11 protein-coding genes are annotated in these 13,187 nt (G+C 71.8%); 5 read left to right on the top strand and 6 right to left on the bottom strand.

What is annotated here, in order from left to right:
• Positions 1 to 16: 16 nt before the first annotated feature.
• The 6 genes from IE263_RS19570 to IE263_RS19545 form a co-directional block, all read right to left on the bottom strand.
• A complete protein-coding gene (locus IE263_RS19570; protein ID WP_189938215.1) occupies positions 17 to 871 on the bottom strand; it encodes a hypothetical protein in 855 nt (284 codons plus the stop codon).
• Positions 868 to 1,911 (bottom strand): methyltransferase, encoded by a 1,044-nt coding sequence (locus IE263_RS19565; RefSeq protein ID WP_189938213.1) that lies wholly within the window; start codon positions 1,909 to 1,911, stop codon positions 868 to 870. Before IE263_RS19565 ends, IE263_RS19570 begins: the two co-directional genes overlap by 4 nt.
• 89 nt (positions 1,912 to 2,000) lie before the next feature.
• Entirely contained in the window at positions 2,001 to 3,083 is a 1,083-nt protein-coding gene (locus IE263_RS19560; protein WP_189938211.1) for a pyridoxal phosphate-dependent aminotransferase, read from the bottom strand.
• Complete coding sequence (locus IE263_RS19555; protein WP_189938209.1) at positions 3,080 to 3,466, bottom strand: cupin domain-containing protein; 387 nt, start codon at positions 3,464 to 3,466, stop codon at positions 3,080 to 3,082. Before IE263_RS19555 ends, IE263_RS19560 begins: the two co-directional genes overlap by 4 nt.
• The gene (locus IE263_RS19550) at positions 3,466 to 4,539 is read right to left on the bottom strand and encodes an SAM-dependent methyltransferase (protein ID WP_189938207.1); all 1,074 of its coding nucleotides are present in this window, start codon (positions 4,537 to 4,539) and stop codon (positions 3,466 to 3,468) included. Before IE263_RS19550 ends, IE263_RS19555 begins: the two co-directional genes overlap by 1 nt.
• 18 nt (positions 4,540 to 4,557) lie before the next feature.
• The gene (locus tag IE263_RS19545; RefSeq protein WP_189938205.1) at positions 4,558 to 4,905 is read right to left on the bottom strand and encodes an acyl carrier protein; all 348 of its coding nucleotides are present in this window, start codon (positions 4,903 to 4,905) and stop codon (positions 4,558 to 4,560) included.
• A gap of 678 nt (positions 4,906 to 5,583) precedes the next feature.
• Here IE263_RS19545 and IE263_RS19540 point away from each other — a divergent pair.
• From IE263_RS19540 to IE263_RS19520, 5 genes are read left to right on the top strand one after another with little or no spacing between them, the layout of a single operon-like run.
• On the top strand, positions 5,584 to 6,522 hold the full coding sequence (locus IE263_RS19540; protein ID WP_189938202.1) for a ketopantoate reductase family protein: 939 nt from the start codon (positions 5,584 to 5,586) through the stop codon (positions 6,520 to 6,522).
• Positions 6,519 to 6,827, top strand: a complete 309-nt coding sequence (gene amcB / locus IE263_RS19535; RefSeq protein ID WP_189938193.1) for a cispentacin biosynthesis acyl carrier protein AmcB — start codon at positions 6,519 to 6,521, stop codon at positions 6,825 to 6,827. Before IE263_RS19540 ends, amcB begins: the two co-directional genes overlap by 4 nt.
• On the top strand, positions 6,824 to 10,825 hold the full coding sequence (locus IE263_RS19530; RefSeq protein WP_189938191.1) for a non-ribosomal peptide synthetase: 4,002 nt from the start codon (positions 6,824 to 6,826) through the stop codon (positions 10,823 to 10,825). The genes amcB and IE263_RS19530 overlap by 4 nt, the downstream gene beginning before the upstream one ends.
• A gap of 25 nt (positions 10,826 to 10,850) precedes the next feature.
• A complete protein-coding gene (locus tag IE263_RS19525) occupies positions 10,851 to 11,864 on the top strand; it encodes a zinc-binding dehydrogenase (protein ID WP_189938188.1) in 1,014 nt (337 codons plus the stop codon).
• A gap of 13 nt (positions 11,865 to 11,877) precedes the next feature.
• Positions 11,878 to 13,119: a beta-ketoacyl [acyl carrier protein] synthase domain-containing protein gene (locus IE263_RS19520; protein ID WP_189938187.1), complete on the top strand. Its 1,242-nt coding sequence runs from the start codon at positions 11,878 to 11,880 to the stop codon at positions 13,117 to 13,119.
• Positions 13,120 to 13,187 lie beyond the last annotated feature (68 nt).

The raw sequence follows: 13,187 nt of genomic DNA, 5'->3' as shown, positions 1-13,187 counted from the left end.
GTGGCGAGACCGTGCGTCAGTGCTGCACGGGGCACCCGTTCCCGCCGCCGCCCCGCACCGGGGCGTCGGTGTCGTGCCGGGTGCCGAGCAGCCAGTACGCCTCCTCCGCCGCCCGCCACAGCTCCGGGAAGAGCGCCAGCTGCGAACGGGCCTCCAGCGTGGCCAGGGACCGGCCGCCCAGGCTCTGCGGCAGCTGCGCCACCTCGTTCTCGGCGTTCTCCTTGCGCAGGCCGGGCTGCCCGCCCAGCTGCGACCACACCATGATGAGGTGGTGCTGCTTCCAGCCGAGGACACTGCCGTCCAGCCGCAGCATCGCCTCCCGTACGAGGGCCAGCGACTGCCCTTCGGGCGAGCGCGGGCCGTCGTAGCCGTCGTCCTGCTGGGCGATCACGTCCTGGAGGGACAGCCCGGCGCGCTCCACCGCCTGCTCGTACGCCTTCCACACGGGCCGGGCCACCCGCCGCAGATTGCGGTAGCCGGGCGAGTCCAGGCCGGTGGCGTCCTCGGGGAGGGCGTTGCGCATCATCAGCAGGCTGTGCTGCGGAAGATGGTCGGTGAGCAGCCGCACCGCCTGCACGGTGACCTCGCTCAGCCCGGTGGCCCGGTCGAACAGGCGGACCGCCTGCTGGTACCGGTCGTGGTCGAGGTGGGTGAGGGCCCGGCGCAGCTCGTAGTGGATCTGCACCCAGGCGTACTCGGTCATGAGGTGGGTGACCTGGAAGAACCGCTGGTCGGGGTGTTCGGTCTCGCTCTCCGGGACCAGCGCGCCGAGTGCGTCGGTGAGGTTCAGGACGTTCTCGTAGTTGCTGCCCCGGTCGAAGTCGTACGACAGCAGGGCGTTGGGCTCGTCGGGGTTCAGCGAGCGCTTCACCGGGTCTCCCCCTTGGTGAACTCGATCAGCCAGTGGCCGGGCAGCTCGAACTTCGTGGAGCCGGTGAGGCCGAGCCCGACGCCGGCGCCGAGGTCGCGCAGGTCGTCCATGCTGCGTTCGCGCCCGCCGAGCAGGACCAGCATCAGCAGGTCGGCGTAGCTCGCCATCACCGGGTCCTTGCCGCTGTCCAGGAGCCGCTCCACGACCACGACCCGCCCGCCGGGGGCGAGCGCCTCCGCACAGCGGCCGAGGATGCGGGAGGCGTCCCGGTCGCTCCAGTTGTGGAGGGTGTTGGCGATCAGGTAGACGTCACCGCCGGCCGGCATCGGGTCGAAGAAGCTGCCCGCGGCCAGTTCGCAGCGGTCGGCCACCGGGGCGAGGGTCCCCTTGGCCTCCTCGACAACGCTGTCCAGCTCCAGCAGCGTGCCGCGCAGCGCCGGGTGCTCGGTGAGGAGCTTCAGCAGCAGGGAGCCGTTGCCGCCGCCGACGTCCACGACGTGCTGGACGGACGCCCAGTCGTAGATGCGGGCCAGCTCGGGGACGAGCCGGTTGGCGATGCGGGCGATGCCCGCGTTGAAGGACTTCTCGATGTCCGGATGCGCCTCCAGATCCTCCCAGAAGGGCCGCCCGTGTGCCTGCTCGTACACCGGGAGGCCGGTGCGTACGGCATCCATGAGCCGGCCGATGGCCGGTTCGAAGCGGGCCTCCATCGCCCGGCTGGGGTCTTCGTAGTCCAGCCAGCGGCGCAGGTTGCTCGGGTGGTCGCTGAGCAGCACCCGGCCCACGTCGGTGAGCTCGTACGCCTTGCCCGGACCCTGCGGGGTCTCGGTCTCGGTGAAGAGGCCGAGGAGGCTGACGTAGTGCAGGACGCGGCCCAGGGACTGGCGGTCGGTGCCGGTCTCGGCGGCCAGGGCGTCCACGGTCCGGTGCCCCTGCTCCACCAAATCGGGCAGCCGGAGCGTCGCGGTCACACGCACGGCGGTGGGTGTGAACCCGGAGCCCAGCGCGAGGATCGTGTTCAACGGGTCTTGACGGAACACGCAGATAGCTCCTTCTCGTTCTCGTTCAGGTCGTTCGCCGGGCGTCCCGGAGGGATTCGGGCCGATTCAAGGGCGACTCAGGGGCCGGTTCAGGCGTTTCTCTCGATTTCGTCGAGGGCGTCGAGGAACCGCACGAGGTTTTCCTGCGTGCCGAGCGAAGTGCGCAAGTATCCGGGAAATCCGAACAGCCCTGCATTGCGAACGAGAATGCCGAAATCGGCGGCGAGACGATCCTGCGCCGACGCACAGTCCCGGGCCGCGACCGCGACGAAGTTGGTCACGGAGGGCAGGTGGCCGCGCCCGCGCCGGTTCAGTTCCGCGGTGAACCAGCGGCGCCGCTCGGCGTTGGACCGGCGCACCCCGTCGACGAAGTCCCGGTCGCCGAGGGCGCCGATCGCGGCCGCCTGCGCGAGCCGGTTCACGCTGAAGGGCAGGGAGCGCAGCGTCTGCCGCAGTGTGGCGATCAGCGCGGGCCGGCCGACGGCGTAGCCGACGCGCAGTGCGGCCAGCCCGTAGGCCTTGGAGAAGGTACGGAGCGCGACGACCGGCACGTCCCCGTCCAGCAGGTCGCGGGTCTGCGGGGTGTCCGGGTCGGCGAACTCCATGTACGCCTCGTCGAACACCAACGGGACGCCGCTACGGCCGCATGCGTCGACCAGCGCGGTCAGCTCGTCCCGGGTGTGGGCCGCGCCGCTGGGGTTGTGCGGGTTGCAGAGGTAGCCGATCCCGTGCTCGGGCAGCCGCGCGGCGAACGCGTCCGCGTCCACGGCCGTGCCGCTGAGCGGTACGGCGGTGCAGCCGCGTCCGGTCAGCTCCAGGCAGGACCGGTACCCGGGGAAGGTGCCGTCGGTGACGAGGCCTGGGCGGGTCCGGTCGCCGAGGGTGAGGGCGGTGGCCAGGACCAGTTCGTCGCTGCCGTTGGCGACGGCGATGTGGTCGGGGGTGACGTCCCAGTGCGCGGCGAGTGCCTGGATGAGCTCCTGCCGCTCGGGGTCGGGGTAGACGTTGACCCGGCCCAGTTCCCGCTCGGCCGCCCGCAGGGCCGTCTTGCTGGCGCCGTAGGGGCTCTCGCTCAGGTGGAGGCGGATCAGGTCGTCGGCTCCGGGGATGCTCGCGTTGAACGTCTTGCCGGGGGCGGTGGCGGCCGTCTCCCCGGCGGCGGCGGGGCTCACAGGCGGTCCCCCAGCAGAACGCCGAAGCAGTAGCTGCCGACCTCGGCCTCCAGCGTCAGGAAGCAGTGCTCGCTGCCGGCCGGGATGCGCATGACGGCGGGCGACAGCAACTCGTGGCGCTTGCCGTCGAGTTGCACCTCGATGCGGGCGCCACCCTTGTTCGGGGAGACCAGCAGGTACAGCTCGTCGACCGGGTGGGTGTGGGGCGCGGCGACCGGCTTGCCGACCAGGGCGCTCAGTTCACCGCCGGCGAGTTGTACGGGCAGGCCGCCGAACATGTCGGAGGTGAGGTAGAAGGGCGCGGGCTGGTGGTGCCCGGCCACGGCGAGGGGGATGGGCAGGTCCTGGACGATCTCGGGGTCGCGGGGACCTCGCTCACTCATCACTGGGCCTCCAGGACGAACAGGTAGGTGTGCGGCGCGCCGAAGGGGATCGTGCGGCGCAGGTGGAGACCGCCCTCGCGGAAGAGGTTCTCGTACTCCTCGCGCGTGTAGATCGGAACGCCCATCAGGGCGTGCGCCAGCTCGAAGCCGCTGGAGAAGACCGGCAGGCTGTCGTCCTCGCCGCGCGGGCGGACGGTGGTGTCGCCGAGCAGGAAGGTGTGCGCGTGCGGGAACGCCTTGCGCAGCGCCGGGATGACGTCCATCCGCGTGGCCGGGTCGACCAGCAGGTCGTGCAGGAACATGAAGCTCATCGCGACGTCGACCTGGTCGGCGCCCTCGATACGACGGCCCCGGAAGAGGACGTCGAGGACGTCGGCGCAGATCGGCTGAACCCGGTCGGTCAGCTCGTAGCGCTCGACGGTGCCGGCGGCGAGGTCGGTGGCCGAGGCGCTGATGTCCAGGCCCAGGCCGCGGGCGCCGGGGCGGGACTTGACGAGGCGGCAGACACGCTCGCTGATGCCGCTGCCGAGGTCGGCGATGACGGAGAAGTCGAGTTCGGCGATCTGCTCGTCGAGGATGTGCCGCATCAGCGCCCTGTCGGCCTGGGCCGAGCCGAGCGCCACCATGGCCTCGTTCCGCAGGACGTCTTTACCGAAGACGCGTTCTCCGCGCGCTATGGAGGCGGCGCTCGCGAACACGTCGTGGTAGCCGCCCACACCCCATGTGAAGAACCCGATTTTCCGGCGGAGTTCACTCCAGGCCGGGGTGGGCGTCACCCGGTCGCCGGTGACGATGAGATACCCGAAGGCCTCACCCGCGGACAGCAGTCGGCGGAAAACGATTTCGTCCAGCTGCCGCACGCGGCAGTACTCGGCGACGTCGAGCCGGTCGGCCTCGTCGAACCAGGCGAACAAACCCAGTTGTTCCAAGGCGAACACGACATTGGTGGAGATGAATCCGTTGAACGCGGTGTCGGCGTCGAGCGGGGTCTTCGCGTCTCCACGCCATTCACTGGGAGGGAAAACGCTTTCTCCTAACTCCTGGACGCCGTCACGGGAAACGGGAGCAGTCACAAGCAGAGCCTTCCTTGTTCACGCAATGGGAGACGTGGCGGCGATACGTTCCACCGCGGCCGCCAGCTCGCGCACGGTGGGGTGGTCGAAGAACAGCCGGTTGGGCAGGCGGACACCGAGCTGCCGGCGCAGCCGGATGAGTACCTGCGTGGCTTTCAGGGAGTGGCCACCCGCTTCGAGGAAGGGGGTGTCGTCGTCGAAGTCGTCATGCCCGAGGACCTCGATCCACGCGGCTCTGACCTTGTCCGTCATCGTCTGCGCGGGCGTGGTCGCAGACGTCCTGGAATGCGGCTCGGAATGCGGTTGTGGACGTGTTTTCACACCGTCTTCACTCAAAAGGGATTCCCCTGTGTCCTTGCGGCTCACGGTTGGTCGCCCCGGATTCGGCGCAGCCGTGGAACGGCCCCACACATGGGCGTGGCTGTGTGAAGTTTCAATTGATGATCCCCCGTAGAAACGGACGCACAAACCGGTGGATCAAACCGGTTCGGTCCCTGAGGTGAATGCTCACCATGGCGGCCAGATTGCCGATATCGGAGCGTAGGCAGCAGCCATCGAGCCAGTCAAGGGTCGATTGTCGGCCATGCCCCGCCACCGGCCTCGGTCAACACTTCAACGCCGCGTGTCAACCGCACCCAACAGGTCCGTGCATCAGCCAGCCAGTTGGCCGAAAAGCAGGTTGACGGCCAAAACTTGGCACCCCTACGGTCGATGAGTCGTTTGTGAACGCAGTATTTCAGCGACTGCGTCGATGGAGACATGAACCGGCGTGACAGGGGGAATAATGTACGCCGCCACGGGGGAGTACGTACGGGCCGACCAGCAGAGTCGGCACATCGTCAGAGTCGTTTCCGAACTCCGCTGAACTTTCAATCACCGGCCGCCCGACCAGCGGCCGCTTGATCCTTCGAGGCCGTTCAGGGTCTTTCGTTTTCCATTTCCGGTCCCCTGTCATTCATACGGTGTCCTTTTCGGCTGCCCGCCGCATGCGGCACGGGTGGGCGAGGCACCGGCATTCGTCACGAGATGCATCAAGGAAGCGTGTTGAGGCATGCGATTCTGGGCGCCGGCGGAGTCGGGCTCGCCCTGGGGGCGGCGCTGGCCCGCGGTGGCCACGAGGTCGTGCTGGTGATGCGGGAGCCCACCCGGGCCCGCTACTCCGGCACGATCGACGTCCACAGCAGGCTGCGCGGCGACCACCGCGTCAAGGCCCGCGCGGTGGACCGGCTCGACGAGCGGGTCGACGTCCTGTGGGTGACCGTGAAGGCACCGGCCCTCGAGGCCGCCCTGGCACGCATCGACCCGTCGCTGCTGCCGGGCACGGTGGTGCCGTTGCTCAACGGGCTCGACCATCCCCGGCTGCTGCGGGCCCGGTTCGGCCCGCGCCAGGTCGTCGGCGCGATCCGTGTCGAGGCGGAGCGGACGGGGCCGGGGCGGGTGACGTGGAACTCGCTGTTCGCCGAGGTCAGTCTGGCAGCGGAGGACGGGAGCACCGCCCTCACCCCCCTCACCGAAGCGCTCGCCGACGCCGGTATCGGCTGCACACCCGAGCCGGACCCGGCGACCGTCCTGTGGCGGAAGCTGGTCCTGCTGCTGCCACTGGCCCTGGCCACCACCGCGGGCGACGGCCCCCTCGGAGTCGTCCGCCGGCAGCCGGAGCTGTCCGCCCTGCTGTACGAGGCAGCCCGGGAGGCCTGTGCCGTCGCCGCGGCCGAGGCCGTAGCCGTCGACGACCGGAACCTGCTGCACACCCTGGACACACTGCCCGGCCGGACCGACACCTCCCTGCACCGGGACGTGGCCGCCGGCGTCCGGCCGACCGAACTCGCCGCGCTCACCGAGCCGGTGCTGCACCGCGCCCGGGACCACGACGTGGCCGTACCGGCGATCGCCGAGCTGGCGCGCAGGGCCGCGGAGCGGGAACGGCGGGCAAAGCCTCCCGCGCCGCACGGATCCACCTACAGCAATGGAGAAACGTCATGACAGTCGGTTCGGGCGAGAAGCAGGCCGAAACCCTGGAAACGACCCTGAAGGAGATCCTCGTCGAGGACCTCTTCCTGGACGTGCCCGCGGAGCGCATCGGGGACGACGACGGACTCCAGGACGTCCTGGGCCTGGACTCCCTCGGCTTCGTGGAGCTGCGCGCCCAGTGCGAGCAGCGCTTCGGCGTGAAGATCACGGACGCCGAGTTCACCCCGGTCCACTTCCGCTCGGTCCGCACGGTGGCCGACCTGGTGCGCGCCCTGCGCGCGAACGCCGCCGGCGAGCACGTGGCGGTCCCGAAGTGAGGGAACCGGCCTCCTCCGAGCAGCTGGACGTCTGGCTCGCCTGCCAGCGCGAGCCGGAGTCCGACCGCTACAACGTCACCGTCGACCTGGAGTTCACCCCGACCGTCGACGTGCCGGCGCTGCGAGCCGCGCTCGGCGACGTCCTGCGCGCTCACCCGGCGCTGCGCGGCTCCTTCTCCACCGAGGGCGGCGACCTGTGGCGCACCACCGAGACCGACCCGCCGCCGGCGTTCGTCACCGAGCAGCTCCCCGGCCGCTACGACCGTGCCGAGGCCCTGGCCCGCGCGGTCGTCGCCGGCCGCGCCCCCTTCGACCTCGCCACCGCCCCGCTGATCCGGGCGACCCTGCTGACCGGGGACGGCGGCGCCCTGCTCGTCGTCACGATGCATCACATCGTCTCCGACGGCTGGTCGAGCCGGATCCTCGCCGAGGACCTGGTGGAGGCGTACCGCTCCCGTGCGGCGGGCGGGCCCGGCCTCCCCGCGCGCGCCTCTGACATCGATGCCGAGGGCACGACCGGCAGAGACGCCCAGACCGACACCGACACCGACACCGACGCGGAGCAGTACTGGACGTCCGTCCTGCGCGACGCCCCCGCCTCCCTCGCGCCCCCGCACGACCTGGTGCCGGAGGACGGCTTCCCCGGCCCCTCCGGCCGCATGGAGGTCCTCCTCCCGGACGAGGTGAACGCCGGCGTCCAGGCCCTGGCCTCGGCCGAGCGCAGCTCCCCCGCCGTGGTGGTGCTCGCGGCCTGGTCGGTGCTGCTGCACGCGTGGGCCGGTGAGTCCGAGGGCACCTTCGGCATGGTGTTCGCCGGCCGCCAGGACACCGACGCCGAGCGCGTCGACCTGTTCAGCCGGGCCCTGCCGATGCGTGACCGGCTGAATCCCGGGGACCGCTTCCTCGACGTGACGGCCCGGCTGCGCGAGCAGATGCTCGACGCGATGGAGCACGCCCACCTCCCGATGCGCCGGCTGCGCGAGATCCGCAGCGAGCAGGCGGACGGGCCGGGAGTCGAGCGCACGGTGTTCATGTACACGCCCGCCTACGAGGACGAGTGGCAGGCCGGCGAGGTGACCGTCCGCCGCTTCGACCACCCGGACGAGACGACGAAGTACGAGTTCTCCGTCAACGTCCTGGAGGGCTCGGCGGGCACCCGCCTGTGCGTCTACTACGACACCGCCCGCTATCGCCCCGCCACCGCCGGACTGTTCGCCGAGGAGCTGCGCGAGCTGCTGGCCCGCGCGGTGGACGACCCGGCCACCACCTGCGGCGACCTGCTCGCCGCCTGCGACCCGGGCCTGTCCCGGGTCGCCGCCCAGGGCGCGCCCGTCGCCTCACCGGCGCCGCGCATCCCCGAGCTGGTCCTGCGGCACGCGGCCGCCCGCCCGGACAGCGTCGCCGTACGCCACGGGGAGCGCGTCCTCACCTACGGCGAACTCGGCGCCCGCGCGGGCGAGGTGGCCGGCTGGCTGCACGACCGGGGCGTCAAGCCCGGCGACACCGTGGCCCTGCTGCTCTCTCCCGGCGTCGACACCCCGGTGTTCTGGCTGGCGTCCGCCCTGGCCGGCGCCGCCTACCTCCCCCTCGACCCCGCCTACCCGCAGGCCCAGCTCCAGCTGATCGTGGACGACGCCCGCCCGGCCGTCCTCGTCGTCGACCCGGACTGCGGGCACACCCTCGACGTACCGGAGGACACCGCCGTACGGCTCGACGAGGCGCTGGCCCAGGCGCGCGGCTCGGCGGCGCCCGAGGTCGCCTGCGACGACACCTCGACGCTCTGCGTGCTCTACACCTCCGGGACGACCGGCCGGCCCAAGGGCGTCGTCCTGCCCCACCGCGGGCTGGCCCGTCTCTTCGGACGGCCCGACTTCATCCCGCTGGACGAGACGGACGTCGTCGCCCAGCTGTGCCCGCTCAACTTCGACGGTGCCAGTTACGAGATCTGGGGCGCGCTCACGCACGGCGCCGAACTGGTCGTCCTCGACAAGCACCTGGTGCTCAGCCCGCGCGAGATGCGGGCGGTCGTCCGTGAGCGCGGGGTGACCACCCTGCTCGTGACGACACCGCTGCTCAACCGGATCATCGAGGACGCCCCCGACATGCTGCAGTCGCTGCGGCGCGTCTACTTCGGTGGGGAGCTGATCTCCGTGCGGCACATGCGCCGTGCGCTGCGCTGGAGCCGTCCGGGCGTGCTGCTGCACAGCTACGGCCCCACCGAGAACTCCTTCACCTCGACCTGGTTCCCGATCACCGGCCTCGCGGCGAACGCCCGGACCGTCCCCATCGGCCGGCCGGTGCCCGGCACCGAGGTGCGGGTGGTCCAGGAGGGCGGCACGCGTCCGGTGCCGCGCGGGGTGCCCGGGGAACTCCTGCTCGGGGGCGTGGGGTTGGCCGACGGCTACCTCAACGCTCCGGGGATGACCGCCGACCGCTTCGTCACCGACGGCACGACCCGGCTCTACCGGACCGGCGACCGGGTGCGCTGGACGCCGGACGGCCTGCTGGAGTTCATCGGCCGCAACGACAACCAGGTGAAGATCCGCAGCCAGCGCGTCGAACTCGGCGAGGTGGAGGCGGTGCTGGACGCCCACCCGGCCGTCGAGTCGGTCTTCGTCACCACCCGCGTCAACCGGCGCGGCGAGAAGGAGATCGTCGCCTACGCGGTCGCCGCGCCCGGCACGGACGCCGACGACATCGGCCGGCACGCCAGGCTGCGACTGCCCGCCTTCGCCGTCCCGAGCCACCTCGTCCTCGTCGACGAACTCCCGCTCACCCCGACCGGCAAGATCGACCGGCGCCGGCTGCCGGATGTGGACCGCGGGGACGGGGAGGACCGGGGTGCGCGACCTCTCGCGCCCGCCTCTGCCCCACCGCCACCGGCTCCGGCTCCGCCTCCAGCCCCCGACCTGCCCTCGGTACTGGACGGCGTACGGTCCGCCTGGCGGGCGGTGCTGGAGCACGACGGCTTCGGGTCCGACCGCAACTTCTTCGACGCGGGCGGTCACTCGCTGCTGCTGGTGAAGCTCCGGGAGCAGTTGAGGCTCGCGACCGGCGCCGACGTCCCGGTCATCGACCTGCTGCGGCACGTCACGGTCCAGGACCAGGCCCGCCTGATCGCCACGACCCACCGGCCGACGAACGCCCCGGCAGCCGCGTCCGCCGCTGCCGTCGTATCCCGACGACCCACCGCGCGGGCGCCGTTGACGCGTACGACACCCCCGCCACCGGCCCCCACCGGCCGTCGTCACCACGTCCTCGCCCTCTCCGCCGCCACCGCCGACGCGCTGGCCGTGGCCCGGGAGCGGCTGGCCGCGCACCTGGAGGGGACGGCCGACGTGGCACTGGCGGACGTGGCGCACACCCTGGACCGGGGCCGTGAGCGGTTCGGGCACCGGTTCGCCGTGGTGGTGGACGGCCGGGAGGAGGCGGTACGCGCCCTGCGCGACGGGCCGGCGGGCGGGCACACCGTCTCGGGACCGGCCCCCGCCGTGGTGTTCGCCTTCGCGGACGGGACCGACCTCGCTCTCCAGATGCACCTGGCCGAACGGTTCGCCGAGCGGGGCGTGACCCCGGCGGCGGTGTACGGCGTCGGGACGGGCCGGCTCGCGGCGGCGGTGATGAGCGGTGCCCTCGGGCCGGAGGAGGGACTGCGGTCGGCCGCCGACGGGACCGTACCCCGGCTGCGGCGTCCGCGCCTGCTCTGGACCACTGCCCTCGGTCCGGTCACGCCCGACGACCCGGCCCCGCGGGAGGAGCACCTGTCGGCCGAGGCCGAACCCGCCAAGCTGCTCCAGGTCGCCCGCGACCGGCTCGGCGAGGTGGCCGTCCTGGACGTACCGGAGACGGATCTCGACGACGAAGCCCTGCTCACGGCCCTCGCGGCCCTGTGGTGCCAGGGCGCCGAGGCCCAGCTGACCCCGGACGGCTCCGGCCGCCGGCTGCGTCTGCCCGGCCACCCCCTGTCGTGGGCGCACGCCCACCCCGACCACTCGTGAACGTCCCTGAACAAGGAAGGTCCGCATGCCGCACGTACGTGGCGAAGCCGCCGTTCTCGTCGAACCCGGGCGCCTGGAGGTGGAGGAGGTCACCTTCCGGGAGCTGAACGAGGACGAGGTCCTCGTCCGCAACACCGTGGCCGCCATCTGCGGCAGCGATGTGCACCGGGTGCGCGCCGAGTCCCCCTTCTTCCGGGACATGCGCGACCACCCCTACCCCTGCCCGGCGGGCTATCCGGGGCACGAGGGCGTCGGTGAGGTCGTGGAGAGCCGGTCGGCGCGGTTCGCGCCGGGCGACCTCGTGCTGACCGTGCCCAACCACGCCTACATGGCGTCGTTCGCCCGCTACCAGACGATCGCCGACCGGTTCCTGCTGCCTTTGAAGGCCACCGGCGCGCCCACCGTCCCTCTGATGGCGCAGCAGCTGGGCACGATCGTCTTCGCGCTGAAGCGGTTCTGGCCGGAGCCCGTGCCGGAGGGCCGGACGGCCGCCGTCGTCGGCGTCGGCTCGGCGGGCCTGCTGTTCCTGCAACTGCTCAAGCACCGCGGCTTCGAGAAGGTCGTCGCGGTCGACCTGGAGCCGGGGCGGCTCGCTGTGGCGCGGTCCCTCGGCGCGGACGCGACCGTACACGTGCCCGGGCAGAGCGCCGAGGAGGTCGCCATGGAGGTGACCGGCGGGCAGGGCGTGGACCTGGTCGTCGAGGCGGCCGGCACCGACGGGGCGCGCGAGCACGCGATGCGGATGGTCGGCCAGCAGGGCCGGCTGGGCTTCTTCGGCATGCCCGAGGACTACGAGATGCGCATCCCGTACGCCCATCTCTTCGTCCGCAACGCCCAGTTGATCAACGCGGTGGGCGGCGCCCAGCTCGAGCCGGGGCTCGCCTCGTTCCGGACCGCGCTGGACCTGATCGGGGACGGCTCGATCCGTGTCGACGACCACATCACCCACACCTTCGGCCTCAAGAACATCGCCGACGCCTTCGACCTCGCGCACACCCGACGGGACGGCGTCGTCAAGGTCGCGCTCACTTTCGACTGAAGGGAGGGTGGGCATGTCAGAGCTCTCCGAGCACTCCGCGCCCGTGGCCGTCGTCGGCGTGGGCGGCCGTTTCGCCAAGGCGCCCGACGTCGGGGCGTTCTGGGAGAACCTCGTCGCGGGCCGGGACTGCTTCCAGCGGGAGCAGGTGCCGGTCGTGGAGGACCTGGGCGAGGACCGGCTGCGGGTCCACTCGTGGGGGGTGGCCCCGCACCGGGACGCCTACGACAGCGCGCTCGTCGGCGTCGAGGGCCTCGACCCGCAGCACGGCATCCTCCAGGAGTCGCTGTGGCAGGCGGCCGAGGACGCCGGTGTCCGCCTGTCGGCGATCGCCGACCGCACCGCCGTCTACGCCGGCTGTGCCCGCACCAAGCACGTGCCGCGGGCCGCCTTCGACGACGTGGTGCACGTCGACCCCACGTTCGCCGGGCCCTACTTCTCCTATCTCCAGGACCTGTGGGGCGAGTCGCTGATGCTGGACTCGGCGTGTGCCACCTCGGCCGTCGCCGTCCATCTGGCCTGCCAGAGCCTGCGACTGCACGCCTGCGACTACGCGCTGGCCGGCGCGGTGGCCGTCCAGGAGGACGCCGACGGCTCCTATCTGCGTACCCCGCGCAGCATCTACTCCACCGAGGGCATCGTGCGCCCCTTCGACCGCCGCCACAACGGCGTGGTCCCCGGCGACGGCTCCGGAGCCGTCCTCCTGCGCCGACTCGACGACGCCCTGCGCGACGGCGACCCGGTCTACGCCGTCATCCGGGGCAGCGCCGTCACCAACGACGGCCGCGCCAAGCCCGGTTTCGTCATCCCCGGCGTCGACGGCAAGGTCCGCGCGGTGCGCCGGGCCCTGGACGCGGCGGGTCTGACCGGCGCCGACGTCGACTACGTCGAGACGCACGGCGTCGGCATCCCGCTGAACGACCAGATCGAGGCCACCGCCCTGATCGAGGCGCTCGGCACGGACGGCCCGCCGGTCGCGGTCGGCTCGGTGAAGGCCTCCGTCGGCCACTGCGACACCGCGGCCGGCATGGCGGCCCTGATCAAGACGTGCCTCGCGATGGACCGCGCTTTCCTGCCGGCGACACCGAACACCGAGGACCCCATCGAGGAGTTCACCGGCCGCGGCGAACGCTTCGGCATCCTCCCCGAGGGCCGCCCCTGGCCCGTGAACGGCCGCCCCCGCACGGCCGGCCTGATGTCGGCCGGCGTGGGCGGCACCAACGCCTTCCTCGTCCTCGAGGAAGCCCCGCCATCCTGACGACCCGTCAATTGACGACCTGATCGACGACCTGATCGACGACCGAATCCCTTGTCACCCCTGAGGAG

Origin of the sequence: Streptomyces aurantiogriseus (assembly GCF_014649375.1) — a bacterium.
Classification (GTDB): Bacteria; Actinomycetota; Actinomycetes; order Streptomycetales; family Streptomycetaceae; genus Streptomyces; species Streptomyces aurantiogriseus.
This window is presented reverse-complemented; position numbering and strand designations above follow the sequence as displayed.